Origin of the sequence: Herbaspirillum frisingense (genome assembly GCF_047325095.1) — a bacterium.
Lineage (GTDB): Bacteria > Pseudomonadota > Gammaproteobacteria > Burkholderiales > Burkholderiaceae_D > Herbaspirillum > Herbaspirillum frisingense.
In genome coordinates, this window is the sequence record NZ_CP168558.1 from 1,578,800 (window position 1) to 1,604,712 (window position 25,913).

Consider the following 25,913-nt stretch of genomic DNA (forward strand, 5'->3'; position numbering starts at 1 on the left):
AATTTCGGCACAAAAGCTTTGCGCCGGGACGGCATCATCAAGGGATGCCAGGGGCGGGGGGCTTTTACGGGGAACTTGTCGTTATGACAGGTAAGGCTTGCGAAGCTGCTTGGGCGAATCTGGCTGGAAATCCTGGAAACCAGGGTTCACGTCCGATTCGCCTGTGCATCGGTTATTGCAATGCACAAGGCGAATCATACAGTAAAACATCGAAATTAGCACCAAAGGTTTTCGATAACTGTCTTTTATTTGTGGATAAGGCTTGCTTATTCCGCCATTCCGCCAACTACGCGCGAAAAGCCGCCGTCCACGTAGGTGATTTCACCGGTAATACCCGAGGCCAAGTCGGAGAGCAGGAAGGCCGAGGCATTGCCGACGTCTTCGATGGTCACATTGCGGCGCAGCGGGGCAGTGGCAGCCACGGCACCCAGGATCTTGCCGAAGCCCTTGATGCCGCTGGCGGCCAGGGTCTTGATCGGGCCGGCCGAGACGCCGTTGACGCGCACGCCCTTGGGGCCGAGCGATTCGGCCAGGTAGCGCACCGATGCCTCCAGCGAAGCCTTGGCCAGGCCCATGGTGTTGTAGTTGGGGACCACGCGCTCCGAGCCCAGATAGGTCAGGGTCAGCAGGGCGGCGTTGGGCGACAGCAGCGGCAGGGCGGCCTTGGCCATGGCCGGGAAGCTGTAGGCCGAGATGTCGTGGGCGATCTTGAAGCCTTCGCGCGAGAAGCCTTCCAGGAAATCGCCGGCGATGGCGTCGGCCGGGGCGAAGCCGATGGCGTGGACCAGGCCGTCCAGCTGGCTCCAGGACTTGCCCAGGTCGGCGAACAAGGCATTGATCTGCTCATCGCTGCCGACGTCGCAGTCGAAGATCAGCTTGCTGTCGAACTCTTCGGCGAACTTGGTGATGCGGTCCTTGAAGCGCTCACCGACGTAGGTGAAGGCCAGTTCGGCGCCTTCGCGCTTGCACGCCTGGGCGATGCCGTAGGCGATGGAACGGTTGGACAGCAAGCCGGTGATCAGAATTTTTTTGCCTTGCAGAAATGCCATGATGACTCCGTATGGTCCGCCGCGTCCTGCGTAGGGCCGCCTGGCAGGCGGGCGCGCGGGGCGGCCGATGGTGATGGCGACGGTCGCATCGTGCGGCCACCGCGCTGGAACAGACCCGGATTGTAGGGGCTAGCGGCAGGCGCGGCAACCTTTGCGGCCCGTTCGCATCGTGCGGCCATGCTATGAACTTAGGGCCTGTTCACACTCAATCTGCGAGTGCGAGAGGTCGTCAAGCGTTGTCTGCCTAGGCGCAGCGACGCGCCGTAGTGGTGCTACGGCAAGGAGCTGCAACAACGGCAGGCGACGCTTGACGGCCTCTCCCGGAGGGTTGCGCCCAGAAGGCGCGCTGGCGGCGTTGCACGGCAAGGCTGGTGGCACCACCACCAGCCTTGCCGCGCGCCTTGCCACCACGCCTTCTGGGCGCAACGCATCTCGCAGATTGAGTGTGAACAGGCCCTTGCTGCTTTAATTGCTTCCCTGTAATCGTTCCTCTATTTACAATGCCCCGGAACAAAATCGTTTCCAGGCCGGTGGGCACGGGACTTGCCTGCCCCCAGACATCAACGCCCGCGACAGCGCAGACAGACAACCGCATGGTCAAGCCCCTGAAGACATCCCGGATTTTCCTTTCCTCCCTGCTGGCCGCTACGCTGGCTTACGCTGCTCCGGCCCACGCCGAGCATGCCTTTTCGCTGTACGACACGCCCAAGTATCCGGCCGGCTTCAGCCATTTCGACTACGTCAATGCCGATGCGCCACGTCGCGGCACGCTCTATCTGGCCAACCCCGACCGCCGCACCAGCTTCGACAAGTTCAATCCCTTGTCCTTGAAGGGCGTGGCCGCCGCCGGGCTGGACCAGCTGATGTTCGAGACCCTCGCCGTGTCTTCCGCCGATGAGGTCGCAACCGTCTATGGCTTGCTGGCCGACGACATGAAGCTGGCGCCGGACCGCATGTCCATGACCTTCCACTTGAATCCCAAGGCGCGCTTCAACAATGGCGACAAGGTCACGGCCGAGGATGTGAAGTATTCCTATGACACCATCCTGGCCAAGGGTGCGCCGCAATTCAAATCGGTCTTTGCCGATGTGAAGGATTGCGTAGTGGTCGATGCGGCGACGGTGCGCTTCGACTTCGCCAGCAGCAACCATGAACTGCCGCTGATCGTAGGCAGCGTGCCGGTGTTCTCCAGGAAGTGGGCGCAGGGCACCCCCTTCGACCAGATCCAGCTGACCCCGCCCATCAGCACCGGCCCCTACCTGATCGAGAGCTACGACACCGGCCGCAGCATCACCTACCGCCGCAATCCCGACTACTGGGGCAAGGAGGTGCCGGCCCGGCGCGGCATGTTCAACTTCGAGCGTATCGTCTACCGTTTCTACAAGGATGACCTGGCGCGGCTGGAGGCCTTCAAGGCCGGCGAGTTCGACGTGGTGGTGGAGTACAGCGCCAAGAACTGGGCGCGCAGCTATACCGGCCCGCAGTTCCGAGACGGCCGGATCATCAAGAAGGAATTCAAGCATTCCAATGGTGCCGGCATGCAGGGTTTCGTGATGAACCTGCGGCGCGACCAGTTCAAGGATGTGCGCGTGCGCCAGGCCATCGGGCTGGCGCTGGACTATGAATGGATGAACCGCCAGCTGTTCTACGGCCAGTACACCCGCATCTACTCCTTCTTCAACAACAGCCAGCTGGCCGCGACCGGCGAGCCGCAGGGCGACGAGCTGGCCTTGCTGAAGTCGCTGCAGGCCAAGGGCCTGAAGATCGATCCGGCGGTGTTCGGCCCGGCACCCATCCCACCCTCGACCAATCCACCCGCCTCGCTGCGTGCCAACCTGCGCCAGGCCCGAGAACTGCTGGCCCAGGCCGGCTGGGTCTATCGCGATGGCGCGGTACGCAATGCCCAGGGCGTGGCGCTGTCCTTCGAGATCCTGGATGACCAGAGCTCCATGTCGCGCGTCATCAGCGTGTTTGCGCGCAACCTGCGCACGCTGGGCATCGATGTGGTCCAGCGCAGCGCCGACTACGCGCTGGTGGCCAAGCGCATGGAAGACTTCGACTTCGACATGACCAGCATCCGCTTCCCCGACACCAGCAGCCCGGGCAATGAACTGTTCGACATGTTCGGTTCCAAGGCGGCCGATGAAAAGGGCTCCAACAATGCCTGGGGTCTGAAGGACCCGGTGGTGGACCAACTGGTGCAGGCGGTGGTGGCGGCCGATACCCGGGTCCGGCTGACTGCCGCGGCGCGGGCGCTGGACCGGGTGCTGCTGCACAAGTACATCGTGGTGCCGCACTGGTATTCGTCCACCCATCGCATCGCCTACCAGAACCGCTTCGGCATCCCGCAGGTGGCGCCGCTGTATTACCAGGCCGATCCCTATGTGATCAGCACCTGGTGGGAAGAGAAGGGGCGTTGAAGATGAAGCATGCAACGATGTCCGGCCAGGCCGGTCTTGAACGAGGATGCCTGCAGTCATGAATATCTGGTCCTACATTTTGAAGCGGGTGCTGTTGATGATCCCCACGCTCTTCGGCGTGGTCGCCATCACCTTTGCCGTGATCCAGTTCGTACCGGGTGGCCCGGTGGAACAGGCCATGCTGGAGATGAAAGGCCGTGGCGGCGGCGGTGAGGCCTCCGGCGGTGGCGCCACCAGCGGTGCCTCGGCCTATCGCGGCCGGCAGGGCATCGACGAACAACGCATCGAGGAAATCAAGAAACTCTACGGCTTCGACAAGCCCCCGGTAGAGCGCTTCTGGAGCATGCTCAAGGGCTTCCTCACCTTCGACCTGGGCAAGAGCTTCTACCACCATGGCGATGTCTGGACCCTGGTCAAATCCAAGCTGCCGGTCTCCATCAGCATCGGCCTGTGGACCTTCTTCCTGAGTTACCTGATCTCGGTGCCGCTGGGTATCGCCAAGGCGGTGCGCGAGGGCAGCCGTTTCGATGTCGCCACTACCGGCCTGGTGCTGGTCGGCTATTCCATTCCCGGCTTCGTGCTGGGGGTGTTCCTGCTGGTGGTGTTCGCCGGCGGCAGTTTCGTGCAGTGGTTCCCGCTGCGGGGGCTGACCTCGGACAACTGGGCCAGCCTGTCGCTGGTGGGCAAGGTCACCGACTATCTCTGGCATATCACGCTGCCGGTGGCGGCCTCGGTGATCGGCGCCTTTGCGGTCATCACCATGCTGACCCGCAATACCTTCCTCGAAGAAATCCGCAAGCAGTACGTCCTGACCGCGCGCGCCAAGGGGCTGTCCGAGCGCAAGGTGCTCTACAAGCACGTCTTCCGCAATGCCCTGATCCCGCTGGTGACCGGTTTCCCCTCGGCTTTCATCGCTTCCTTCTTTGCCGGTAGCCTGTTGATCGAGACCCTGTTCTCGCTGGACGGCATGGGTCTGCTGGCCTATGAATCGGCGATCCGGCGCGACTATCCGGTGGTGATGGGTACGCTCTATCTCTTCACTCTCATCGGTCTTGTGGTGAAGTTGCTGGGTGATCTCTGCTATGTGTGGGCCGACCCGCGCGTTCAATTCGAAAGCCTGGCGAAATGAGCATGACCCCTTCCTTGGCCCCGTCCATCTCGCCCAGCCGCCGCATCTGGCTGCGCTTTTGCGCCGACCGTACCGGTTACTGGAGCCTGGTGCTGTTTTCCATCCTGTTCGTGCTGAGCCTGGGCGCGGAACTGATCTCCAACGACAAGCCGCTGGTGGCCAGCTACCAGGGCAAGCTGATGTTCCCGATGCTGCAGGATTATTCGGACAAGAGCTTCGGTGGCGATTTCGATTCGCCGGCCGACTATCTCGATCCCTTCATCGAGCAGCAATTCCACAAGGATGGCAACTGGGTCATCTACCCGCCCAATCGCTACAGCTACAACACGCTGAACTACTTCGCAAAGCAGCCCAACCCGGCCGAACCCTCCGGCGAGAACTGGCTGGGCACCGATGATCGCGGACGCGATGTGTTTGCCCGGCTGCTCTACGGCTTCCGGGTGTCGGTACTGTTCGGCATGGCGCTGACCTTCATCGGCGTGGTGCTGGGTGTGGCCGCAGGTGCCGTGCAGGGCTACTTCGCCGGGCGCACCGACCTGATCACCCAGCGCCTGCTGGAAATCTGGGGCTCCATGCCGGAGCTCTACCTGCTGATCATCTTTTCCTCGATCTTCCAGCCCAGCCTGGGGCTGCTGCTGGTGTTGCTGTCGCTGTTCGGCTGGATGAGCCTGTCGGATTACGTGCGCGCCGATTTCCTGCGCAACCGCAATCTCGAATACGTGCAGGCCGCCCGCGCCCTGGGCTTGCCGGACCGCCTGATCATCTGGCGTCACGTCCTGCCCAATAGCATGACCACGGTGGTGACCTTCCTGCCCTTCCGCATGAGCGCGGCCATCCTGGCACTGACCAGCCTGGACTTCCTCGGCCTGGGCGTGCCACCTTCCACACCCAGCCTGGGCGAGCTGCTGGCGCAGGGCAAGAACAATCTCGATGCGTGGTGGATCGCGCTGTCCACCTTCGTGGTGCTGACCGTGACCCTGCTGCTGCTGACCAATATCGGCAATGCCCTGCGCAATGCCCTGGATGTGCGGAGGAAGGCATGAGCGGCCCCCTGCTGGAAGTGAAGGACCTGACGGTGCGCTTCGGCGACGCCGTGGTGGTGGACCGCGTCAGTTTTTCCATTGCCCCTGGCGAGAAGTTCGCACTGGTGGGGGAGTCCGGGTCGGGCAAGACCGTCTCCTCGCTGGCGGTGCTGCAACTGAACCAGGATGCGCGCTATGAGGGCAGTATCCTGCTCGACGGCCAGGACGTGCTGCAGAAGAGCGAGCGCCAGATGCAACAGGTGCGCGGCAACGATGTGGCGATGATCTTCCAGGAGCCGATGACGGCCCTGAACCCGCTCTTCACCATCGGCAACCAGATTGCCGAGGTGTTGATGCACCACGAAGCCATCGACGCCCGCGAGGCCGCCCGGCGTGCCGTAGCCTTGCTGGAAAAGACTGGCATCCCGGAGCCGGCGCGCCGGGCGCTGTCCTACCCGCACGAGCTCTCGGGCGGCCAGCGCCAGCGCGCCATGATCGCCATGGCCCTGGCCTGCAAGCCCAAGCTGCTCATTGCCGATGAACCGACCACGGCACTGGATGTGACCATCCAGGTGCAGATCCTGGCCCTGCTGAACCAGTTGCAGCGCGAGGAAAACATGGCCGTGCTGATCATTTCGCACGACTTGAACCTGGTGCGCCATTTCGCCGACCGCGTGGGCGTGATGGAGAAAGGCAAGCTGGTGGAAAGCGCCAGCGTGCCCGAACTGTTCGCCAGCCCCCAGCAACCGTACACGCGCAAGCTGCTGCAAAGCCGGCCGCAGCGCAATGCCGTCGATGTCCCCGGGGACGCGCCGGTGGTGTTGCAGGCCGAGAAATTGCGCTGCACCTACCAGATCAAGCAGGGCTGGTTTGCCAAGCGCGCGTTCCATGCGGTCGACGGTATCGACCTGCAATTGCGGCGCGGTGAGACCATCGGCATCGTCGGGGAGTCCGGCTCCGGCAAGTCCACGCTGGGGATGGCCCTGCTGCGGCTGTCGCCGGCCAGCGTGGCGGGCAGCATCCGATTTGACGGCGTGCCCATCTCCGAGCGCAGCAGTCGCGACCTGCGGCCCTTGCGCGCGCGCATGCAGGTGGTGTTCCAGGACCCGTTCGCCTCGCTCTCGCCACGCCGTACCGTGGAGCAGATCGTCGGCGAAGGCCTGGCCCTGCACCATCCCGGCCAGAGCCTCGAACAGCAACGCCAGGCGATCGTCGCCGCGTTGGAAGAGGTGGGCCTGACGGCGGCCGTGCTGGAACGTTATCCCCACGAATTCTCCGGCGGCCAGCGCCAGCGCATCGCCATTGCCCGCGCGCTGGTGCTGCAGCCGGAACTGCTGCTGCTGGATGAACCGACCTCTGCGCTGGACGTGACCGTGCAGCAGCAGGTCTTGCAATTGCTGGCCGATCTGCAGCGCCGGCATGGCCTGGCCTACCTCTTCATCACCCATGATCTGGCAGTGGTACAGGCCATGGCGCATCAGGTGATCGTGATGAAGGACGGCAAGGTGGTCGAGAGTGGTGATACCGCCGAGGTACTGCAACGACCGCAGCAGGAATACACGCGTCGCCTGGTGGCGGCCGCCACCTACGCCGAAGCGGCTGGCTGACGCGGCGATCACACCCCAAAAAAAGAAAACCCGAAGTCCGGATCAGCTCCGGGGCTTCGGGTTCATACGGACTACCGTTGTTTTTCTTTTCTCGTGCTTGAGGCGCGTTTTTGTTATGGGCGGTCACGCCGCCCGGGTCTCCTCCGGCATCCTCCGGATTATTGCTTGCGTGCGCCGTTGCCCGAGGCCAGGGTGAGCGGCTTGCCGGCCACCTTGCGGGCTGGCGCCGGGGCGGCCTTGCGTACCGGTGCCTTGGCGGCAGCGACCTGGCGGCGCACCGGTGCAGCACGATGATTGGCGGCGACCCGTGTGGGCGCGGCATGCGCGGCCACATTGGGGACGTGCAACTGCAGGCTCTGGCCGGCGGCCAGGGTGTCGCGCTTCAAGCCATTCCATTCCTTGATCTGTGCCACGCTCACACGATAGCGACCGGCGATGCCGGCCAGGGTGTCGCGCTTGCCGGCCTTGACGTAGATGCGGCGGGTTTCCGGCGCATCCGGAGCAATGGCCAGGCGGGCGTTGTCGGCGATTTCCGGGGTCAGGTCGGTATCGAGCGCAGCGGTTTCCTCGGTCTTGGGCACGAGGATGGTGGAGCCGGCCTTGAGAACCATGCGCGGCGGAATTTGGTTGACGCTGCGGATCACTTCAGGGGTCGTGCCGAACTTGCTGGCGATGGTCTCGATGCGCTCGCGGGCGCTGGAGACGGTGTGTGCGGTCCAGGTGGAGAAAGCCTGCGTCCACTTGGACATGTTGGCCTTGAACTTCTCGGCATTGCTTTCCGGCAGGAGAATCTTGGTGTCTTCGCCGCCGATGATGACCGGGCGGTTGAACTGCGGATTGAGCGCCTTGAATTCATCCAGCGACAGTTCGGCCAGCTGGGCGGCGACCTTGACGTCGATGTTGCGGGTCTTGCCGATGGTCACGAAGTAGGGCTGGTTATCGACCTTGGGCAGGGCGATGTCGAAGCTGGCCGGGTTGGCGATGATGTTCTTGACCGCCTGCAGCTTGGGCACGTAGTTGCGGGTCTCATTGGGCATCTGCGCCGACAGGGTGTTGAAGTCGATCGGCAGGCCGGCGGCCAGGTTGCGGTTCACGGCGCGCTGCACCGAGCCTTCGCCCCAGTTATAGGCGGCCAGTGCCAGTTGCCAGTCGCCAAACATGCCGTAGAGCTTCTGCAGGTAGGTCAGCGCCGCATCGGTCGAGGCCAGCACGTCGCGGCGCTCGTCGGTGAACATGTTCTGCTTGAGGTTGTAGTCGCGCCCGGTGGAGGGGATGAACTGCCACATGCCGGCCGCCTTGGCGGTGGACAGGGCCTCCGGATTGAAGGCCGATTCGATGAAGGGCAGCAGCGCCAGTTCGGTTGGCATGCCGCGCTTTTCCAGCTCCTGCACCACATGGAACAGATAGCGAGAAGCGCGCACCGTGGTGCGCTGGATGTAGTCGGGACGGGAGCTGTACCACTGGGTCTGGCTCTCCACCAGCGCATTGTCCAGATCAGGAATCCCGAAGCCCTTGCGAATGCGTGTCCAGATGTCGATGTCGTTCATCCCCGGCAGGGCATTGCCGGCCAGTTCGGGATTGATCGCATTGAAGGGAGCGGGGTAGATCGAGATATCGTTGGCGTAGGAGAGCAGCGGGGTGCCAGCGCAGAACAGGGCGGCAATGGCAAGTTGTTTCAAAGTACGCTGCATGTGGGCGATATCCTGTGCCAGAGGCAAAAGTTTGCGTGCGGCGCTTCCGTTGCAGAGCTGTGATTGAAGCTCGACACCTCCTGCCGGCGGGATCCGGATCAGTCCGATCACGGTCGCGTGCAGGTTGACGGTAATGCAAGGTCGGAAGCTGCGAGTTTCCCCGGCGTGGTGCAGGGAGGACACCGGTTCGTAAAAAATCGTAAAAACGCTGGTGCCCAAATTGGGGAATTGAAGGAGTGTACGGAAGACCCTTTTTCGCAGTCAAGTAAAAATTGGTCCCTGTTACAAAGCCAAGTCCTTGATTTGAAGGGAATTGCGCCCTAATTTTCCCCCAACGTCGGTCTATTTGTAGGTATTTTTCCATTCGCGCAGCGCCGCAAAGCTGCTAACTTCGTCCAACTGCGCCAAACGGCCCGCCTTCTGCAAGGAATGCTGGATTTCCGGCGAGCTCGCCCGCAGGAAAGGATTGGTCTCGCGCTCCAGCCCGATGGTGCTGGGCACGGTAGGCAGTCCTTGCTCACGGCGGGCGCGCTCACGCACGATGCGCGCCGCCAGCTCGGCATTGCCCGGTTCCACCTCGGCGGCGAACTTCAGGTTCGACAGGGTGTACTCGTGGGCGCAGTAGACCTGGGTGGTGGCCGGCAGGTCGGCCAGTTTCCCAAGGGAATCCAGCATCTGCTGCGGACTGCCCTCGAACAGCCGGCCGCATCCCCCGGCAAAGAGCGTATCGCCACAGAAGAGCATCTGCTGCTGGGCGGTGTAGTAGGCGATGTGACCCAGGGTATGCCCCGGCACCTCGATGACCTCCAGTTGCAAGCCCAATGCGGCGATGTTGACCTGTTCGTTCCCGTGCAGCGGGACGGTGATCCCCTTGATGCGGGATTGTTCACGCGCCGGACCATAAACCGGAACGACAGGGAAGTCGTCGCTGACCGCCTGCCTTGCCAGCTCGATCACGCCGCCGACATGGTCAGCATGATGATGAGTCAGTAGAATAGCGGCCAACGTCAGGCCTTCGGCCTGCAATGCGGCCAGTACGGGCGTGGCATCGCCGGGATCGACCACGGCGGCGTAGCGCCCGTCGTGGATGATCCACAGGTAGTTGTCGTCGAACGCCGGTACGGCCAGGACGTCCAATGAAGTTTTCTGATCTGCTTGAGCTGGCTTGGCTGGCTGGGTCATGAGGCGCGAAAGAAGAGATGGCTGACAAGGCTGAACATGCCCACAATGCTGGCAATCCCGAAATTATAGACCTGGCCACCTGGTTGCAGACGCCCATCGGCAATTACCTGCGCCAGTGGGAGCAGCACCATCTCAATGCCTTGACGGCCGACATCTTCGGTTTCAACGCGGTGCAGATCGGCTCTCCCCAGATCCACGCCCTGCAGGCCAACCGCATGCCGTATCGCTGGCTGGCCGACAAGCGCATGCCGGTGGAAGGCCAGTCCGAACTGGAAGTGCCGCAGGTCGTCACACCCGACTTCGGCGAACTGCCCTTCGCCAGCCAGAGCCTGGACCTGGTGGTGCTGCCGCACGTACTGGAGTTCGCCGCCGAGCCGCACCAGGTATTGCGCGAGGTGGAGCGCGTGCTGATTCCGGAAGGGCAGGTCATCATCTGCGGCTTCAACCCCAGCAGCCTGTGGGGCATGCGCCAGGCAGCGGGGCGCCTGACCGGCGCGCACTTCCTGCCGCAGGACGGCGAATTCATCCGCCTGCCGCGCCTGAAGGACTGGCTCAAGCTGCTGAACATGGAAGTCAACCGCGGCCACTTCGGTTGCTACGCCCCGCCTTGCGAGACCAGCCAGTGGCTGGACCGCTTCGGTTTCATGGAGAAGGCGGGCGACCGCTGGTGGCCCTACTTCGGCGCGGTGTATATCGTGCAGGCGATCAAGCGCGTCCCCGGCATGCGCCTGATCGGCCCGGCCCTGCAGCGGCAGAAGCTGAAGGCGCCGCGTGGCGTGCCGGTGACCAACCGCATCCACAAGACCGACTGAGACCGACAAAACCGGCCGGTGCTGCGCGATCAGGTATCATCGCGGCCCGCCCACCCGAGCAAATAGATGGAAGAGCATGGACAAAGTAGAGATTTATTCCGATGGCGCCTGCAAGGGCAATCCTGGTCGTGGCGGCTGGGGCGCGTTGCTGGTGGCTGGTGGACAGGAGAAGGAAATCTTTGGTGGCGAGCCCAACACCACCAATAACCGCATGGAGCTGATGGCGGTGATCCAGGCGCTCAATGCCCTGAAGCGCCCCTGCGAAGTCGTGGTGCATACCGACAGCCAGTACGTGCAGAAGGGTATCAGTGAATGGATCCACGGCTGGAAGGCACGCGGCTGGAAGACCGCCAGCAAGGAACCGGTCAAGAACGCCGACCTGTGGCAGGCGCTGGACGCCGCCCAGCAGCAGCACCAGGTGGAATGGCGCTGGGTACGCGGCCACAACGGCCACGCCGGCAATGAGCGCGCCGACCAGCTGGCCAACCGCGGTGTGGACAGCATCCGGTAGGCGACCCTCCTTCGATTTTCAGTACACTCGTATCAGCATCAACACCAGCAGGAGCAAGCATGCGTCAGATCATTCTCGATACCGAAACCACGGGCCTTTCGCCGCGCAACGGCAACCGCATCCTGGAAATCGGTTGCGTGGAAGTGCTCAACCGTCAGTTGTCGGGCAAGAACCTGCACTTCTACATCAACCCCGAGCGTGACTCCGAAGAAGGTGCGCTGGCCGTCCACGGCCTGACCACCGAATTCCTGGCCGACAAGCCGACCTTCAAGCAGATCGCCGCCGAGTTCCTGGACTACGTGCGCGGTGCCCAGATCATCATCCACAACGCTCCCTTCGACGTCGGCTTCCTGGATGCCGAACTGGCCCTGCTGGGCTTGCCGCCCTTCAAGGAGCACATCGCCGACGTGGTGGACTCGCTGCAGATGGCCAAGGAGCTGCACCCTGGTCGTCGTAATTCGCTCGATGCGCTGTGTGACCGTTATGGCATTTCCAACGCTCACCGCGTTCTGCACGGCGCCTTGCTGGATGCGGAACTGCTGGCCGAGGTCTATCTCTCCATGACGCGAGGCCAGAACTCGCTGACCATGGACCTGGGCACCGAGGAAGAAGTCAGCGCCGGTGACGGCAAGCTGGAACTGGCCCCGCTGTCCGAGGTGATCGTGCTGGCCGCCAGCGAAGACGAACTGAGCCTGCACGAAGATGTGCTCAACCAGCTGGACAAGGAAGCCCGCGGCAGTTGCGTCTGGCGCTTCGAACCGCCGCCACCCGAGGCCGCCGCCGAAGCAGCCTGAACAGGCGAATCTGGCCAAAGAATGTGGCCGGACTGCCCGCAGGATTTTGCATGGCGATAAAAATGAAGAATTATTTACCAAGCGCTTGCGCACCGTGAAAAAGATTGGCATAATCTTGTCTCTCGATTGGCGCTGCAGTAAAAAGCCGGTCAGGTACGGAAGGTTAGCTCAGTGGTAGAGCACTGCATTCACACTGCAGGGGTCGCAAGTTCAAACCTTGCACTTTCCACCAAATTCAGAAAAGCCCGCCTTGTGCGGGCTTTTCGCGTTTTTGCGTCGAATATGCGGAGCAGAGCAATTTAGTGTTCTGTCGGAGTCAGGGGGATTTGCCACAAAATTGCCACAGTTCAGTGGTGAAGGGATATTCGTGGCAACAATTCGACAGAGAGCGGCAGGAGCTTGGGAAGTACAAATCAGAAAAACTGGATTCCCAACCTGTTCTCGCACATTTGACAGCAAAGCAGAAGCGCGCGCTTGGGCGACTCATATCGAGTCGGAGATGGAGCGTGGCGTTTTCCGTGATCGCTCAGAAGCGGAAAAGACAACCCTGGGTGAGATAATTCGGCGCTACCTCCGCGACGTGTCCCCTGGCAAAAAAGGGGCCGAGAGTGAGCAATATCGGCTTGGAGCGATTCTTCGAGATGATCCGATCGCGGAGATCAAAATGGCGGCACTCAGCGGCAAGCTAATGGCCGCCTGGCGCGATAAGCGACTGCAGACCGTTTCAGGATCTACCACCAATCGTGACCTTGCTCTCCTCTCTGCCGTGATCAACTGGGCTAGACGGGAGCAGGATATTCATATCGAGAATCCGATTAGCTCAATCAGAAGACCCCCAGAAAGTCGCGGTCGGACCCGGCGGTTGACCGCCGGGGAGGAAGAAAAACTCCTTGCTGCTCTGGTCACTCCACCGGCGGGCATTCGCAGCCGCCTGACTGACCCACGCAATAGGTGGATGCATTCTCTTGTGGTATTTGCGATCGAGACAGCAATGCGTCGTAGCGAAATTCTCCGTCTCACCTGGAAAGATGTCCACATCGAGCAGCGTTACGTCCATCTGGTTGATTCCAAGAATGGAGAAACTAGGGACGTGCCACTGTCAACACGGGCAGTATCCATACTCCAAGCGCTTCAAGAGCATGAGTCAGGCCATGTGTTTCCAATTTCAGCAGACAGCGTAAAGAAAAGTTTTAACCGAGCTGCAATTCGGGCTGGCCTAGAGAACTTGCGATTCCACGATTTGCGGCATGAGGCTACCAGCCGTCTTGCCCAAAAGCTTAGTAACGTTTTGGAGCTTTCCTCGGTCACTGGTCACAAAAATCTTGGCATGTTGAAGAGGTACTACCATCCGCGTGCCTCGGACTTGGCGAAAAAGCTTGATTAACCCAAAGGTGAACGTTTATGGGGCGCAGTCTGCGTCTCCAATCCGGGTCGGCCACAGCAGCCACTGCGGCCGGCCCTAACCATGCGTACCGATATAGGAGGTAAGTCCATGGCTAGCGAAATTTTAGCTAAGTCGATCGTCGGAGATATTGTTATTGAAGACGTTTTATGTGATGTAGATGGCGATCTCTTAGGTAACGAGACGGCGCTCTCTAACCTGGTTCAAATTCTTCGTCCGGCGGTCAATCATGTGGCAGTACTGTGCGACGATCAAATCAGGTTACACGAGGCCATCAAAGTCTACTCCCACCTCTTTCTGGAAACATCATCGGTTGCAAGCGCCGCACTTGTGCTCTTTGCATCGAACATGATTGATGCAATGTAAATGCCATTAGCATCTTCGGATAAAGGTGAACGTTTATGGGGGGGGGGGCGCCTGGACCATGCTTAATACCGGGCTACGGAGCCAACGTTGTTGGCTCCTACCGGATATTACTTCGCGCTAAGCGCGAAGCCGCGCCATGGTCCAGGAATGACTTCCTCTATGTGTGAAGGTGCCATGGTTCTGCAATGATTCGTAGGAATCTGTATGACTGTCTTTCGTAGTGACATCGCCTTAATCAATGCCATTTCATATGAAACTAAAGATATTCATTGATACAGAATTCACCGATTTTATTGATTGTCATCTCATCAGCTTGGGAATGGTGGCCGAATCGGGTGAAGAATTTTATGCGGAGGTGCCATATCCGGATGCTGCCTGCAGCTCCTTTGTGCGCGAAGCTGTGATCCCGCTGTTGGGAATGCTGCCAAATTCGAAATGTGAGGTTAAGGACCTAAAGGAGAAAGTGATCGATTGGTTCGGTTTAGTTCGATCGAAGGCTGAATTTCTGGAAATATGCTTTGACTATCAAACCGACTGGGATCTGCTCGCTGACGCCATGGATTCGTGCGTACCGCAATGGTGCTTACCTCGCTTTATCGGACGAAATATTAACGAGTTGCTTCGCTATTCGTTCCATAAAAAAAATAAACTTCCGGAGCACCATGCCCTTTATGACGCAAGAGCCAACTTATACGCTTTCAGAGAGCGACCGACCATGCCATCCATTGATATGAAGAGGTGTAAATAATTTATAGGGCTGCAGTCAGGTCGGAGTTGTTTTAAATACAATTAAATGTGAGCTATTCTCTTTTGCCGAGCCGCACTGGTATAAACGCAACATACAACTGTATATAAATACAGCATTATAGCTGCGGCGCGTACGACGCACGCAGATGCGCGTACGCACCGCGCAGTTCTGCGTTTAGAATGCGCAGATGGGGCGCGCGATCACAATAAACGATCTGAGTCAGGTTACTGGATACACCCGGCACCAGCTGAGGGCATTGTTGGCTGAATTGCCCATGTATCAATTCACGTTGGATGCTGAGCGCGTGGCAGCAAATTACTCCGCGCTGGATATGTTGCTTATCGCGGTCTGCTGTCGGCTAGAAACCCTTTATGGTATGCGGCGTAAGGCAGTTGCAGAATATGCCCCGCAGATCGCGGAAGCAATTAATCGCCCACGGGGCGTTTCGAAGTCATCAAGACTGCTCTTAAGCTTTGATCCGATTGCGGTTGAATATCGAGAAGATAGTATTGAGATCGTTAACGACGCTGTCGTAATTGGATTAGGGCCAGTTCTCGCGGCCGTCAGTGATCACTTGATGCCGATGCATAGCCCCAAGCAGTACGAGCTGAATTTGAATTCAGTTGGACTGGCAGAAAACGGCAATCTTGTTGTCGGTGGGAACGAAAAGATTATTGAGGAAGATTAATGAAATATAGGCCTTGTCTTCCATCTTTATCGCATGCGTTGTAGGTATAACTGCCCATATGCGACGTGTGAGATTAGATAGTTATAAGAAAAATAGAGCCGTTAGGCTCAGATAACAGGATAAAACCATGACGGTCTACGTAGACGATGAACAAATCGCCTGGCGCGGCAAGCTGTGGTGTCATATGGTGGCGGATACACCTGATGAATTGCACGCTTTTGCAACTCGCTTGGGGCTTAAACGTAGTTGGTTTCAGAGTGCATCTGTCTATCCACACTATGATGTAACTCTCTCTATCAGGGAAAAAGCGCTTAGCATGGGCGCTCATCTAGCGGACAGAAAGACACTTATCGCTTGCGCTCGGCGCATGAAGAGTGCGGCAAGTATAGAGCAGCTTTCTCTGTTCGCAACCGCAGCTTAACCGCGCATCCGTGATGTCTCCAAACATGCAAAATGCACTCTCTCTACGGCAATACGAAACGATCGCTAGCAAGACCGATTTGTTTGCCCAAGATCCCCAGGCTATTCAAAACCTGAGCTATGGTTTTCATGGTGAAGTAGGTGGGTTGCTTGCTGCAGTAAAGAAGCAACGCCGAGAGACGATTACTCAAACGAATGCGGAGATAGCCGAGGAAGAAATTGGCGATGCATTATGGTATTTGTCGACTTTAGCCAGACACTCGGGTTTTGATTTTCAGCAGATTGGTGTCCAAGCAATCGCTGCGCTGCAGCGTCATCTACATGTAAGCGCTGCCAAGCGCTCTGATAGCGACCTTCTTTTTAGCGAAATAGATGGGTTGCTGGCTTACCAAACCAAGGAAATTCCAGAGAAAACAGCGAAATTACTCTATGACCTCGCGAGGCACACTGGAATGCTGTTTGCTGTGTTCGATGAGTCTTCTGGGAAAATTGGAACACCACATCCAGAGGAGCAATTTGGAGAACTGTTTGCGCACCTGGGCCTTGTGGCCGCAAGTTTTGGATTGAGATTAGAACAGATTGCAGAGCAGAATTTAGACAAGATCCGGTCACGGTGGCGCTTAGATGATGCACCTTATCACCCATTATTCGACGAAGATTATCTTGAGCACGAGAAGCTGCTTAGAAAATTCGAAATTGAATTCATTGAGCGTGACGTACGCGGTAAGAAGTTTGTCGTGCAGCAGCTTTTTAAAGTGAATGTCGGCGATCCTTTGACTGATAACCGTGCCAAAGCAGATGACTACCGGTTTCACGATGTTTTTCATCTCGCCTACGTTGCTCATCTTGGTTGGTCGCCCGTTATACGGGGGCTCTTGAAGCTGAAGCGAAAGAGCGATCCTTCAGTCGACGAGAATCAAGATGGGGCGCGAGCCATGATTATCGAAGAAGGTATCGCTACTTGGATTTTCAATTACGCGCGCGACAAAGAAGACTTTTTCGTAAAGGTCAATGAAGGCAAGCTGGAATATGGCCTGCTGAAGCAAGTGCATACAATGGTTTCCGGTTTCGAGGTCGATAAGTGTCCGCTCTGGCAATGGGAGAAGGCAATTCTCTCTGGGTTTGAGATATTTCGCCAATTGCAAGAGCACCGCGGCGGTATTGTGGCCGTTGATATGAATACGCGCACTATTACTTATCGGAAGTCAGAAAGGGGTACATCATGAACGCCCAGCAATTTATTAAAGAACTTGCAGCCATTACTTTGCCTAATGTGTTCAATCCTTACGCGGATCAATGCGTTACGCATGATAGAAAAGGCGCCGCAAAATTACGTCGGTCCAATCTGACGGGCTATTTGCAGTCGATCGAGAACATCGGTGCAGATACCATTTGGATGGGCCGCGATTTGGGATACCGTGGTGGACGTCGAACCGGTTTGGCGCTGACAGATGAGTCCAACTTGCATTGGATGGAAGAGTGCTATCCAGGAAGCAAGCCTGTGCGCGCAACGCTGGGGCCCGCTATAGCTGAGCGCACCGCGACCGAAATCTGGGCCGCGATACGTCAGCTTGAGCTGCCTCCTTTACTGTGGAACGTTTTCCCATTTCATCCTCATGAAGAGGGCGATGAGATGACTAATCGTCGTTTTTCCGCGGGAGAACTCAACGCTGTTGATGCTTTGAATCGAGAGCTAATCAGTTGGCTGAAAATTCGCCGTATTGTCTGTATTGGGCAGGATGCCGCTAAGTATGCCGAGAAATTTGGGGTTGAAGTCGAATGCATTCGGCACCCCAGTTATGGAGGCGTCAGAGATTTTCGCGCAGGAATCCAGCGGCTATATGACATTGTTCTTGATGCTGGCAATCATCGACAGCCTGCCTTGTTCTGATTGAACACGTTAAGCGAGTGCGTTTCGCGCATTGCTTACTCCTCCCCAGCTATTGGTATCTAATGTTGCGAAGGTCGAGATACAAGTCAAGCTTCCAGGAGTTAAGCCAGCTTCAATCGAGACGAAGTTAAGAAGTCGAGCAAGGCCGATCAGATTTCCTAAAGCACGTGAGCAGTAGTGGTGCGATCGATAAACGGCCGTAAGATTGACGGAATTTTTACCTACTAGTTTGAAACTGACGTTGCTTAAGCAGGGTCCTCCATAAGGGCGGCGAGCATCAAAGGTTGGGTTGTACGTTGGGATATCGCCACCATCTTGTCCATCATCCGGGATAGGGATAAGGTCCACTTCAGGATCGGCAATATTTAATTCATAGGTTGATCGATAGCTGCTGCGAGCAGCAACGTTGGCGCGCAGTTTTTCGATCATAATTTCCAATGGATTTATGCGGTTTATCCCATCTGAAGAGGGGCGGGAGATCATACGTTCTGTGTAAGTACCCCAGGTTCCGACTTTGCCCCCCCGATCAAGCGCCTCCTCAATTTTTTTGTACATTGCTGGGCGACCGTGACGTTTGTACATTGACTGAGGAAAGATTGTGGACGCCACGGTGTCTAGCGTGAGTCCGCAATCGGTGCCTGCCCGCATCAGGCTGTCAACGACCTTTAATCGTTCCAATTCGTCCGGTGCCATTGACAATGGGTCTTCAATTTCGAGTACGAGATTGAAGTCTTCTCTATGTTCGGCATTGAGCAGATGAACCGCCGCAGCGTGCCAAATTGGAACCAGACGTTTACTGATGTTTTGGTCGAAGAGTTTGGCCATGGTTAGAGAGCAAAGCTGTCAATGAGATGTGTTTCAAGGTACTGTGTGGGCAACCAGGCATGGCCCGAATTGCCCCAAGTAACTCCCCAGCTGTTACGGATCAAGACGTGTAGATCGTTGGTGCTTATATGGGTGCCCAAACCGACGGCTACGACAGCGTGAGCTGCATCTGGGACGTAATCTGTCGCGTATTCGACAATGCCGCCCTTTGGGGAAAAAAATTTATCCGACAACGCCAGGGCAAGGCAAACAAGTTTTCCGGCTTTGAGAGTGTCATGAATAAGCGCTGGATTTAGGCGTCTTTTGGTCACTTTACTGGTCAGTAATGGCCCTGCAACTGTGGGGACAACCGCTAGTGGCCGCGCGTGATCATTCGGGTCATATGCATACTGGACCTCGGGTGGCTGGCCAGGAACATGCAAAGCACCTATTGCAGAAGACATAGTCAAACCGTCGCCTGCTTTCCAGCCTTTGATCTGTTTTGCCGCATGGTGCGCCAAGTAATCGATGCTGAGCGCATCGTTGCTCCCGTTCGCATGTTGATTGAAATCAGAAGACGCGAAAGCTAGGCAGGTACCGCGGCCGAATTGATCTCTGGCTGTTCCACACGCAGCCGAAAAATTAACAATTGGGTTGATCATGCGCCAATCGCCTTTGCTTCTTCGATTCTTTGCGACTTTTCACTGGACGTAAGTCCGGTCGACATTTGCTCATACTCAGCAGCAAAGTTATAGCGATGTTGTCCCTCTGCCGATGGCTGCCAGCGGCGATGTTCAATCATCGAGAAAGGGGTCTGCGTACCATATTCAATGGCCTTATCTTCCGGACGGGATACTGTGAAGCGCATGGAGGAGCGGCGTCCAACAAGCGTATCAGGAGGAAAGTTCTGATCTACCGGGGCAGTACGGACGTCCTTATTGCTTGGAACCTCGACATGGTAGCCAGCTGATCGTATTTCATCGACTGACCAGCAATAACCAGCTCCGGCATTATTTTCAAGTTCGAGGACGAAGACATCGTTGGCCCTCGGCTCGAGGATGACATCGCGATCGCTTGAATCCAATAGCCAAACATCTGCGTGCCCTTTAACGGCGAGCTCGGTCCCAGTAAGTGCTAGTTTGAGTTCTTTAGGCGCCAGGTTAATCACATTGTGTGCAACATGTTTGCTGATGATTTTGAGTCGATTCAAGGTCCAGACCATGGACGTAAAGCTAACGCCGAGCCGCAAAGAGAGCTGGTAGATATTCGACGGGTTGCTTAAAGAACCTGTTGTCCAGCCTTTGCGCCGCAAAATATTGTTGAGAAGCCACGTAGGAGCAAGTAAGGAATAGGCGAATTGATCGGCTTCTTGTTCGACTGTTGCAGCACCATTGCTGTATTCGATCTGAATATCGCTTGTCGCTTCGTGATTAAGAAAATGATGGCCTAATTCGTGAGCGCAGGTCATATGCACTAGTCCAGGGGGGCGATCCACATTCACAATGATGCCTGGCCGATCTTCATTGATATAGGCGCCAAGTAATCGGTCGAGCCGTTGGAACATGACGGCTACACCAGAGAGTTCCGCAATCTTTAGCGGGTCAACGCGTGTATAACCTGCGTCAATGCGTTCTTTCGCCCTGGTTTCTCGCAAGATGTCTCCTGCTCGACGCCCCGCATCGAGTAGATTGTTCCTGGTCGCCATTATTTACCCCGTCTTGTGGTCTTCGAAGAGTTCCGCAGGTAATCCGTAAATCGCATCAATTGGTCCAGATCAGAATCCGAAAGCCCTTTGGTTGCACGCGCAAGAAATGCAAGCTGGCCATTTTCTGTTTCTGTTCGGCCCGTTAAGAGAAAATCAACTGTTGTGCCGTACAGTATCGCAAGCCTATTCAATTCGATGGCTTCGACCTTGCGTTGCCCACTTTCAATGTTGGTAACTGCTGGCCGTGATACTCCGAGCGCAGTCGCCACTTCATCTTGAGACAGGCCCACAAAGTCACGCGCCTGCCTCAAGCGTAGTCCAAGGTCGATGCGCACTTGATCAATGTCCTCGTCGTTTTGACTCATGGCTTGCTCCCAAGGTATTCAATGACCTTCGCAGATAGCTTTTCGACGAATTCATCGCGACTCATGTAGCCCCCGGCCTGGATAACGGCGCTGGGTATTTTTTTGCCGACGATTTCTTCGATATCGACTAAAACTTCAACAGCCGTCATTGACTCGACTGGCGCTACCAAGGCGTCAACGATGCTTGCCCCCTCCGGGCCAACTGGCAGCGCTCGCTCATCCCAAAAATTTTCGAGCTGAGCGCGTAATTTGGCTTCCACTGATGACATATTGCATCCCCGTAACGATATCAAACGATGACTGTACGAATATCGTACATCGCCTAACCGCCACTGTCAAAATATACAGTGAAATTTTTCAACTGCTTGCGTGCAATGTCTTTTTTGCAACTCTAGTCTGAAAATCGCTCGAGAAATGCGTAGGCGCATGCATCGTGGCATGCCGCTGTCTTTTGGCCTCCATACTCCGCTCTGATCACAGATAAGGATTCTGCCCTCCTAAAGCATACTGCATCTAAAAAATGTGTATTTTATAGTGATTATTAGTAACGTCATAAACAAGCCAGATCTTCTTACTAGCCTTCCAGTTTGCTCCGTGATCGGGAAAATTAGATAGCCAGAAGTACAAAGAACTGTTGTAGGTAGACCAAATCGGCATCTATAGGCGGTGTGGGCGCGAGGCAATGTGACTCTGCTTGAAAGGCGGCGTGAGGGCGAGGCAATGTGACCCCGCTTGTATGGCGGAATGAGCGTGAGGCAATGTGACTCTCTTCGGGGGCGGCAGGCAAGATCGCGCCAAGGTTGCGTAGCTAAATGGGCCGCTAATCAGGGCTAATGTGACTCAGCCTGGAGGCGACGCAATGAGAAAGAAACAAGCCCACAATAAGCGCCTGTATATTCGTCACTTGGCATTCAAGAAACAATATGTTTTTGCTGGCGAAGATCGCGCTTGGATGAATATCAGACCAGTTGGGCGGGAATTTGGTAGTCCAGATTTTGAGCGATCAGCGGCACTTGAAAAAGCTACATGGTGAGTTATTTGTAACGCGGAGATATTGAACGAAGCACTGTTCGTATAACACGAGAGCCCCGTACCGAGTTCGGTGCCAGACTTCCGGCACCTTTCATGAGCTGAGCTTGACCGTAGCGGGTGCGTGTTTTACTGGAAGAGTGCCCTAAGGCGACCGAAACATCGTCTGGATCGAGGTTTTGCTTCCACTGGGATGCAATTGCGTGCCGGAGAACGTAGGGCGTAACGTCCCGTTTATTGGGCCAGATGGCTTTTCCTGCCCTTCGCAAAGCAGAGGTGAAATTGACCTTTGAGTCAACGGCCACTATCAGTCCGGTGGAGGCATCCGTGCCGATTAGTCGCGCAATTTCCGACAATAGAAAACTGGAGACAGTGCTATCTATTTCATACTCAATGTCCCGAACTTTTTGTCCCTGCGTTTCTTTCACCTTGCTACCAGCAATTTTTATGACCAAGGTGCGGCCGTCCATGCGCACGTGAATACCGTTTTCCAGTTCTTGTGGCCTCGCGCCGCTGACCGCCATGACCAAGAAGGCTAGTTGATATTTACTTTTCTTAAATTGCTCATACAGCTTTTCCCGAAAGTCTCCATCCTTTGAGAGACCGCCGAGCATATTTCGCTTGGAAACTCGGGGTTTAGGATCTTTTATTTCACATAGCCCAGCCTTTTGTGTCATCAGTATTTTTAGCTCGGCGATGAAGTTGATCGATTTACAAATTCCGAAGATTTCGTTGTCGGCAGAAGCTGCATCGAGCTTATTCAGAAGCTTTACGATACTGGATCGCAAGAAATAGTTTGTTGCCGCCAGACGGCGGTAATAAGTCGCCTTACTTTGTGTTTCTGACAGAACCGCAAAGAAATCGCCCGGCCGGTCTTGTTTTCGGGCTGCCAATTTTGCTATCGTGCGGCGGATCTCGGCATCATAATTGGCCTTCGTCGCATTAGAAATCTTATCGATTTCAGATTCTTTTTTTATGATCTCGACGAGAGAGGCAACGTCGTCAGATAGGAATTTTCTTGCGCGCGGATTTATCATTTTTTGCTCGAAAAAGAGGATGCGATAGCGGATGGGCACCTGGCAGTGCCCACATTCTCTGTCTGACAGAGAATGTCATTTGAGTTGTTGAGCACTGATGTTGAATTTAGGGGCCCCCACTGCTATCGTGACGACATAAATTTGGTGTGGAGATCAAATGAGCAATCGTGATTACTCAAATGGTATGGCTGCAGGAAGCGCTCTTGCCAGTGCGGCGGCAAAGCGAGCTCAAAACAATGCGGGCCAATGGCAAGAATTTTCAGGTCGGCTTGAATCAAAGCTCGTGAACGAAGAGGTCGAGAGAAGCGTGACCGTCGCATATGCAAAAGCTCTCCGAGACGCGTTGAGGCAAGTCGCTCCTTCACATCCGTTGCTTAATACGGTCGAAGCCGAAAAATTTCTAAACAATGCTCGCGCTAAGGCATTCGCAGAAAAAGGCTTCGTCTACAACCAGGCCACCAATCAAGTCTCTCCTCGGCGCTAGATAAATCTTCAGTCACCGAGAAGATCCTTGTTGGATGGAGTCGCCTTCTGTGGAGTTTGAGGCCCTTTCTCTGGACTCTGAGTGCCGATCCCCCCTACCGCACCACCAAGCCCGTGGCGTGCTTCTCTCACGCCTCCCGCGAAGATATGCTGAGTATCTTCGCTCGCACGTTCCGCCCCGGCCAGCACTCCGGAAGCTTGACCCAGCCATCGCATTATGTTGTCCGGAATGAAGTGGATCAGCGAAAAGACCAGATGAACGACGGTGGTCATGAGTGTTGCGTAAATTGTTATAAACGCAATAAAAGATACTATGCCTGTGGTTGAGTCAGTTTGGACGCCTGCCACCACGCTCATAAAGGAACCATTGATCATTCCGGTGACAGGCTGCGTAAGTAGCATCGACCCGATCAGGCCAAACAACATCAGGCTAGGTCTCATCACTAACGACATAATCATCATCCAGCCGGGACCAGCTTTTCCCACTGCATCATCTCCGTCAGGATGTACGTGGGCAACAGCGAAAAGCGGACCAGCGATAACGGATTCCAGAACTAGTACGAACCAATTGACGATAGAAGTCATCCAGGTAATGAACGGAATCATTGGGATGTAAGTGGAGAGAACTACCCCAAAGAAAAACAAAGCGATGGTCAAGGTAGTCACTACCCCAGAAAGGACTTGCAGTACGGCCCCTACATCGAAGGCGAGCCCGACAGTACCCTTCGCGATTACCGAATTTGCGACACCGGCCGCACCGGCCATCGCAGCGAGACATCCTTCACCAATACCTACGATCGTGTCGCCGAAGGACTTCATCTGGCTCATGTGATTCAGGTTGGAGCCTGCAATTTCCTGTGTCATCTGATTGATGCCGCCCATGAAGGGCGCGGACAGCAGCTTGCGCACATACTCCCATGCACCTTCGCCGGCCTGCGGCAGCCGCACGTCTGTTTCGGTGTAGTAGACCTGGCGCACGCTGTCGGAACGATGCTTGGCGTATTCGTCGGCGACCGCCATTGCGTCTTTGTAAGACTGGAGCACATCCTGTGTTTCCTTGTCATTGATCGCGATTGGGTCCGATGTCGGAAGGCCGTTCAGGGTGGATTGCATCACATCGTTCATTTTCACGATGTGGTTGTACCAGGTGCCGGCATAGATCCAGCCACCATCTTTGGCCGCAGCCAGAAAGTCGGATCGCGCCCGGTCATTCGTCTGGTTGACCGCGTTTTTTGCCGCCGTGCGCAGCGCGTTTTCGTAGTTGTTGGCGGCTGTATCGATCGTGCCGGCGGTGGGCTTGTAACCAGTCACGATTTGATTTGCGACAGGCTGCAGCTCCTTGATCATCGACTGAAGCGCCGCGGCGTGCGCTGCCAGAATTGGCTCTTTCAGGACCTTGGTGTTGCTGTTGCCCTCGGAGGCCTCATAAGACTGCTTCCAGGAGACGCCACCGCACACGTTCTTGTTGATGTAGCTGTTGTCGTTAGCGTTCCAGGTGTACTTGGTGACGCTGTAAGTCGCATTGGAGACGTTCTTTGCCGTCGTGTACATCGCAACCGGCGGGGCCAGATCGAACACGTCGTAGTTGAGTAGCTCGCCAGAATTCATCATGACCTGCTGCGATGTTGCAGGCTCGATGCGCGTGGAGCGGCCGGACTCGCTATATTGCTTATTCATCGCTGCGGCGCAGACCTCGAACCGCAGAATGTTTGCTGCCAGCGGTCGGGAGTCTGGAATCATCGGCCGGGAGATCATGTTGTCCCGGCTCATCTGCTCAATGGCGGCGTTCCACATCTTGTCCGCGATACCGACGCCCTGCAGGGCGAGCCATAGGATGCCGATCTGGATCAGCGAAAAGCCTGAGCTGAGTGGAAGAAGCAGCGCCGTACCGCCAACGGTGCGAAGAGGAATCCAGATCGATGACATCTTCCTGCCGAGCAGCTCGCCATCGTGCGCCGAGTCGACCGTTCCCTTGACGGTCGTGTAGCCGACGAAGAGCATGCCGACAAACAGCACGGCGGTGTTGAAGATCGCCATCATGGATCCGAGCACCGTATCAGTCGGCGCGGCCGATGCTTTGCCGCCGGATGAGATCAGCCCGACGATATCGCCGAACACCTCTCGAAGGAAATCGACCGAAGTATCGCCGGGAGGAGGCGTGAATTGAGCGATTGTTCCGCTATCTGGGCCTGCCAGGGCAGAACTAGCCAGAGTGTAGATTGCGAATGCCGTGAGGAGACGTTTCATTTCTCACCCCGAAGCGTCAGGGATGGGATAAAAAGTGCATCAATGATCCAGAGGATCCAGTACGGGAAGATCGCCCATTTATTACCGAACTGATAGTAGGAAAAAAGAGCTATCGTTGCACACGCCGGGAATAAAACCCAGCCGGTCCCCCATTGGGCGAACACTCTCTTGAGACACCATCGATGCTGACCAAACGGCATAACCATACCGGTAAATAACAATAAATATGCCCAGGCCTTATAGGTAAGTACTTCAAACGTGCAGCTGTTCCAAATAACGTATCCTCGGCGAAGAATTTTCAAGAAATAACTCATTGCTTGCCTCCTCCCGACGGGAAGCCACTCCTCGAAACCGCGTCGATGGGTTTAGGTGCATTTTCACGAATCCATTGAATGCAAGAACGCTCCGCGTCTTTTATTTTGCTTTCTGCGCATGGATAGTTTGGTCCACATTGCTGGCTTTCGCGTGCTGCTTTTTCACATTCAACTTGAGCACGGGACGGAGCATTATT

General features: G+C 56.4%; 27 protein-coding genes and 1 tRNA gene. 17 read left to right on the plus strand and 11 right to left on the minus strand.

The annotated features are described in order from the left end of the window. Positions 1 to 266 precede the first annotated feature (266 nt). Positions 267 to 1,049 carry an enoyl-ACP reductase FabI gene (fabI, locus tag ACEOAC_RS07275; RefSeq protein WP_102664198.1) on the minus strand — a complete coding sequence of 261 codons (783 nt, stop codon included), beginning with the start codon at positions 1,047 to 1,049 and terminating at the stop codon, positions 267 to 269. A 593-nt stretch (positions 1,050 to 1,642) separates the two neighbouring features. Here fabI and ACEOAC_RS07280 point away from each other — a divergent pair. The 4 genes from ACEOAC_RS07280 to ACEOAC_RS07295 are packed head-to-tail and all read left to right on the plus strand — an operon-like array spanning position 1,643 to position 7,227. Beyond that, a complete protein-coding gene (locus ACEOAC_RS07280; RefSeq protein WP_241813199.1) occupies positions 1,643 to 3,469 on the plus strand; it encodes an extracellular solute-binding protein in 1,827 nt (608 codons plus the stop codon). Positions 3,470 to 3,527: 58 nt separating this feature from the next. Next, complete coding sequence (locus tag ACEOAC_RS07285; RefSeq protein ID WP_413445250.1) at positions 3,528 to 4,598, plus strand: microcin C ABC transporter permease YejB; 1,071 nt, start codon at positions 3,528 to 3,530, stop codon at positions 4,596 to 4,598. After that, on the plus strand, positions 4,595 to 5,641 hold the full coding sequence (locus ACEOAC_RS07290) for an ABC transporter permease (RefSeq protein ID WP_039875999.1): 1,047 nt from the start codon (positions 4,595 to 4,597) through the stop codon (positions 5,639 to 5,641). The genes ACEOAC_RS07285 and ACEOAC_RS07290 overlap by 4 nt, the downstream gene beginning before the upstream one ends. Then, positions 5,638 to 7,227 carry an ABC transporter ATP-binding protein gene (locus tag ACEOAC_RS07295; RefSeq protein WP_413445249.1) on the plus strand — a complete coding sequence of 530 codons (1,590 nt, stop codon included), beginning with the start codon at positions 5,638 to 5,640 and terminating at the stop codon, positions 7,225 to 7,227. The genes ACEOAC_RS07290 and ACEOAC_RS07295 overlap by 4 nt, the downstream gene beginning before the upstream one ends. Positions 7,228 to 7,385: 158 nt before the next feature. On the opposite strand, the gene ACEOAC_RS07300 is transcribed toward ACEOAC_RS07295, so the two are convergent. Then, the gene (locus ACEOAC_RS07300; protein ID WP_006464343.1) at positions 7,386 to 8,918 is read right to left on the minus strand and encodes a transglycosylase SLT domain-containing protein; all 1,533 of its coding nucleotides are present in this window, start codon (positions 8,916 to 8,918) and stop codon (positions 7,386 to 7,388) included. Positions 8,919 to 9,260: 342 nt separating this feature from the next. Then, on the minus strand, positions 9,261 to 10,055 hold the full coding sequence (gloB, locus tag ACEOAC_RS07305) for a hydroxyacylglutathione hydrolase (RefSeq protein WP_413443693.1): 795 nt from the start codon (positions 10,053 to 10,055) through the stop codon (positions 9,261 to 9,263). Between the two features lie 62 nt (positions 10,056 to 10,117). On the opposite strand from gloB, the gene ACEOAC_RS07310 reads away from it, so the two are divergent. The 11 genes from ACEOAC_RS07310 (at position 10,118) to ACEOAC_RS07360 (ending at position 17,732) form a co-directional block, all read left to right on the plus strand. Further along, the gene (locus ACEOAC_RS07310; RefSeq protein WP_413443692.1) at positions 10,118 to 10,912 is read left to right on the plus strand and encodes a class I SAM-dependent methyltransferase; all 795 of its coding nucleotides are present in this window, start codon (positions 10,118 to 10,120) and stop codon (positions 10,910 to 10,912) included. Between the two features lie 76 nt (positions 10,913 to 10,988). Next, positions 10,989 to 11,423 (plus strand): ribonuclease HI, encoded by a 435-nt coding sequence (rnhA, locus tag ACEOAC_RS07315; RefSeq protein ID WP_077238367.1) that lies wholly within the window; start codon positions 10,989 to 10,991, stop codon positions 11,421 to 11,423. 59 nt (positions 11,424 to 11,482) lie between these two features. Next, positions 11,483 to 12,217 (plus strand): DNA polymerase III subunit epsilon, encoded by a 735-nt coding sequence (gene dnaQ, locus ACEOAC_RS07320; RefSeq protein WP_234294288.1) that lies wholly within the window; start codon positions 11,483 to 11,485, stop codon positions 12,215 to 12,217. Between the two features lie 157 nt (positions 12,218 to 12,374). Next, positions 12,375 to 12,449: transfer RNA gene (locus ACEOAC_RS07325), tRNA-Val, on the plus strand. A 135-nt stretch (positions 12,450 to 12,584) separates the two neighbouring features. Further along, on the plus strand, positions 12,585 to 13,601 hold the full coding sequence (locus ACEOAC_RS07330; protein WP_413443691.1) for a site-specific integrase: 1,017 nt from the start codon (positions 12,585 to 12,587) through the stop codon (positions 13,599 to 13,601). A 108-nt stretch (positions 13,602 to 13,709) separates the two neighbouring features. Further along, a complete protein-coding gene (locus tag ACEOAC_RS07335) occupies positions 13,710 to 13,985 on the plus strand; it encodes a hypothetical protein (RefSeq protein ID WP_413443690.1) in 276 nt (91 codons plus the stop codon). A 250-nt stretch (positions 13,986 to 14,235) separates the two neighbouring features. After that, positions 14,236 to 14,733: a hypothetical protein gene (locus ACEOAC_RS07340; protein ID WP_413443689.1), complete on the plus strand. Its 498-nt coding sequence runs from the start codon at positions 14,236 to 14,238 to the stop codon at positions 14,731 to 14,733. A 274-nt stretch (positions 14,734 to 15,007) separates the two neighbouring features. Beyond that, the gene (locus ACEOAC_RS07345; protein ID WP_413443688.1) at positions 15,008 to 15,421 is read left to right on the plus strand and encodes a hypothetical protein; all 414 of its coding nucleotides are present in this window, start codon (positions 15,008 to 15,010) and stop codon (positions 15,419 to 15,421) included. A gap of 127 nt (positions 15,422 to 15,548) precedes the next feature. Continuing rightward, a complete protein-coding gene (locus ACEOAC_RS07350; RefSeq protein WP_413443687.1) occupies positions 15,549 to 15,842 on the plus strand; it encodes a DUF4031 domain-containing protein in 294 nt (97 codons plus the stop codon). Positions 15,843 to 15,867: 25 nt separating this feature from the next. Then, positions 15,868 to 17,067 carry a nucleoside triphosphate pyrophosphohydrolase family protein gene (locus tag ACEOAC_RS07355; protein WP_413443686.1) on the plus strand — a complete coding sequence of 400 codons (1,200 nt, stop codon included), beginning with the start codon at positions 15,868 to 15,870 and terminating at the stop codon, positions 17,065 to 17,067. Next, positions 17,064 to 17,732: a uracil-DNA glycosylase gene (locus ACEOAC_RS07360; protein WP_413443685.1), complete on the plus strand. Its 669-nt coding sequence runs from the start codon at positions 17,064 to 17,066 to the stop codon at positions 17,730 to 17,732. Before ACEOAC_RS07355 ends, ACEOAC_RS07360 begins: the two co-directional genes overlap by 4 nt. 9 nt (positions 17,733 to 17,741) lie before the next feature. Here the strand turns inward: ACEOAC_RS07360 and ACEOAC_RS07365 are convergent, their stop codons facing one another. Genes ACEOAC_RS07365 through ACEOAC_RS07385 form a run of 5 tightly spaced genes read right to left on the minus strand, consistent with a single transcriptional unit; the run spans position 17,742 to position 20,875 of the window. Then, complete coding sequence (locus ACEOAC_RS07365) at positions 17,742 to 18,557, minus strand: hypothetical protein (protein WP_413443684.1); 816 nt, start codon at positions 18,555 to 18,557, stop codon at positions 17,742 to 17,744. Positions 18,558 to 18,559: 2 nt separating this feature from the next. Then, the gene (locus ACEOAC_RS07370) at positions 18,560 to 19,198 is read right to left on the minus strand and encodes a C1 family peptidase (RefSeq protein ID WP_413443683.1); all 639 of its coding nucleotides are present in this window, start codon (positions 19,196 to 19,198) and stop codon (positions 18,560 to 18,562) included. Beyond that, the gene (locus ACEOAC_RS07375) at positions 19,195 to 20,190 is read right to left on the minus strand and encodes an ImmA/IrrE family metallo-endopeptidase (RefSeq protein WP_413443682.1); all 996 of its coding nucleotides are present in this window, start codon (positions 20,188 to 20,190) and stop codon (positions 19,195 to 19,197) included. Before ACEOAC_RS07375 ends, ACEOAC_RS07370 begins: the two co-directional genes overlap by 4 nt. 50 nt (positions 20,191 to 20,240) lie before the next feature. After that, positions 20,241 to 20,606, minus strand: a complete 366-nt coding sequence (locus tag ACEOAC_RS07380; RefSeq protein WP_413443681.1) for a helix-turn-helix domain-containing protein — start codon at positions 20,604 to 20,606, stop codon at positions 20,241 to 20,243. Then, positions 20,603 to 20,875, minus strand: a complete 273-nt coding sequence (locus tag ACEOAC_RS07385) for a hypothetical protein (RefSeq protein WP_413443680.1) — start codon at positions 20,873 to 20,875, stop codon at positions 20,603 to 20,605. The genes ACEOAC_RS07380 and ACEOAC_RS07385 overlap by 4 nt, the downstream gene beginning before the upstream one ends. A gap of 590 nt (positions 20,876 to 21,465) precedes the next feature. Here ACEOAC_RS07385 and ACEOAC_RS07390 point away from each other — a divergent pair. Next, positions 21,466 to 21,639 (plus strand): hypothetical protein, encoded by a 174-nt coding sequence (locus tag ACEOAC_RS07390; RefSeq protein ID WP_413443679.1) that lies wholly within the window; start codon positions 21,466 to 21,468, stop codon positions 21,637 to 21,639. Between the two features lies 1 nt (position 21,640). On the opposite strand, the gene ACEOAC_RS07395 is transcribed toward ACEOAC_RS07390, so the two are convergent. After that, the gene (locus ACEOAC_RS07395; protein ID WP_413443678.1) at positions 21,641 to 22,711 is read right to left on the minus strand and encodes a site-specific integrase; all 1,071 of its coding nucleotides are present in this window, start codon (positions 22,709 to 22,711) and stop codon (positions 21,641 to 21,643) included. A 118-nt stretch (positions 22,712 to 22,829) separates the two neighbouring features. Between ACEOAC_RS07395 and ACEOAC_RS07400 the strand changes: the two genes are divergently transcribed. Then, complete coding sequence (locus ACEOAC_RS07400; RefSeq protein WP_413443677.1) at positions 22,830 to 23,156, plus strand: hypothetical protein; 327 nt, start codon at positions 22,830 to 22,832, stop codon at positions 23,154 to 23,156. Between the two features lie 8 nt (positions 23,157 to 23,164). Here ACEOAC_RS07400 and ACEOAC_RS07405 read toward each other — a convergent pair whose 3' ends face one another. Together ACEOAC_RS07405 and ACEOAC_RS07410 are read right to left on the minus strand one after the other, a co-directional pair. Then, entirely contained in the window at positions 23,165 to 25,402 is a 2,238-nt protein-coding gene (locus tag ACEOAC_RS07405) for a DotA/TraY family protein (protein ID WP_413443676.1), read from the minus strand. Beyond that, a complete protein-coding gene (locus ACEOAC_RS07410) occupies positions 25,399 to 25,716 on the minus strand; it encodes a hypothetical protein (RefSeq protein WP_413443675.1) in 318 nt (105 codons plus the stop codon). Before ACEOAC_RS07410 ends, ACEOAC_RS07405 begins: the two co-directional genes overlap by 4 nt. Positions 25,717 to 25,913 lie beyond the last annotated feature (197 nt).

Bases quoted from the DNA above. Each gene is read 5' to 3' on its own strand.
- fabI (WP_102664198.1), bottom strand. From the start codon at position 1,049: ATGGCATTTCTGCAAGGCAAAAAAATTCTGATCACCGGCTTGCTGTCC.
- ACEOAC_RS07280 (WP_241813199.1), top strand. From the start codon at position 1,643: ATGGTCAAGCCCCTGAAGACATCCCGGATTTTCCTTTCCTCCCTGCTG.
- ACEOAC_RS07285 (WP_413445250.1), top strand. From the start codon at position 3,528: ATGAATATCTGGTCCTACATTTTGAAGCGGGTGCTGTTGATGATCCCC.
- ACEOAC_RS07290 (WP_039875999.1), top strand. From the start codon at position 4,595: ATGAGCATGACCCCTTCCTTGGCCCCGTCCATCTCGCCCAGCCGCCGC.
- ACEOAC_RS07295 (WP_413445249.1), top strand. From the start codon at position 5,638: ATGAGCGGCCCCCTGCTGGAAGTGAAGGACCTGACGGTGCGCTTCGGC.
- ACEOAC_RS07300 (WP_006464343.1), bottom strand. From the start codon at position 8,918: ATGCAGCGTACTTTGAAACAACTTGCCATTGCCGCCCTGTTCTGCGCT.
- ACEOAC_RS07310 (WP_413443692.1), top strand. From the start codon at position 10,118: ATGGCTGACAAGGCTGAACATGCCCACAATGCTGGCAATCCCGAAATT.
- rnhA (WP_077238367.1), top strand. From the start codon at position 10,989: ATGGACAAAGTAGAGATTTATTCCGATGGCGCCTGCAAGGGCAATCCT.
- dnaQ (WP_234294288.1), top strand. From the start codon at position 11,483: ATGCGTCAGATCATTCTCGATACCGAAACCACGGGCCTTTCGCCGCGC.
- ACEOAC_RS07335 (WP_413443690.1), top strand. From the start codon at position 13,710: ATGGCTAGCGAAATTTTAGCTAAGTCGATCGTCGGAGATATTGTTATT.
- ACEOAC_RS07340 (WP_413443689.1), top strand. From the start codon at position 14,236: ATGAAACTAAAGATATTCATTGATACAGAATTCACCGATTTTATTGAT.
- ACEOAC_RS07345 (WP_413443688.1), top strand. From the start codon at position 15,008: ATGTATCAATTCACGTTGGATGCTGAGCGCGTGGCAGCAAATTACTCC.
- ACEOAC_RS07350 (WP_413443687.1), top strand. From the start codon at position 15,549: ATGACGGTCTACGTAGACGATGAACAAATCGCCTGGCGCGGCAAGCTG.
- ACEOAC_RS07355 (WP_413443686.1), top strand. From the start codon at position 15,868: ATGCAAAATGCACTCTCTCTACGGCAATACGAAACGATCGCTAGCAAG.
- ACEOAC_RS07360 (WP_413443685.1), top strand. From the start codon at position 17,064: ATGAACGCCCAGCAATTTATTAAAGAACTTGCAGCCATTACTTTGCCT.
- ACEOAC_RS07365 (WP_413443684.1), bottom strand. From the start codon at position 18,557: ATGGCCAAACTCTTCGACCAAAACATCAGTAAACGTCTGGTTCCAATT.
- ACEOAC_RS07370 (WP_413443683.1), bottom strand. From the start codon at position 19,198: ATGATCAACCCAATTGTTAATTTTTCGGCTGCGTGTGGAACAGCCAGA.
- ACEOAC_RS07380 (WP_413443681.1), bottom strand. From the start codon at position 20,606: ATGAGTCAAAACGACGAGGACATTGATCAAGTGCGCATCGACCTTGGA.
- ACEOAC_RS07385 (WP_413443680.1), bottom strand. From the start codon at position 20,875: ATGTCATCAGTGGAAGCCAAATTACGCGCTCAGCTCGAAAATTTTTGG.
- ACEOAC_RS07390 (WP_413443679.1), top strand. From the start codon at position 21,466: ATGAGAAAGAAACAAGCCCACAATAAGCGCCTGTATATTCGTCACTTG.
- ACEOAC_RS07400 (WP_413443677.1), top strand. From the start codon at position 22,830: ATGAGCAATCGTGATTACTCAAATGGTATGGCTGCAGGAAGCGCTCTT.
- ACEOAC_RS07405 (WP_413443676.1), bottom strand. From the start codon at position 25,402: ATGAAACGTCTCCTCACGGCATTCGCAATCTACACTCTGGCTAGTTCT.
- ACEOAC_RS07410 (WP_413443675.1), bottom strand. From the start codon at position 25,716: ATGAGTTATTTCTTGAAAATTCTTCGCCGAGGATACGTTATTTGGAAC.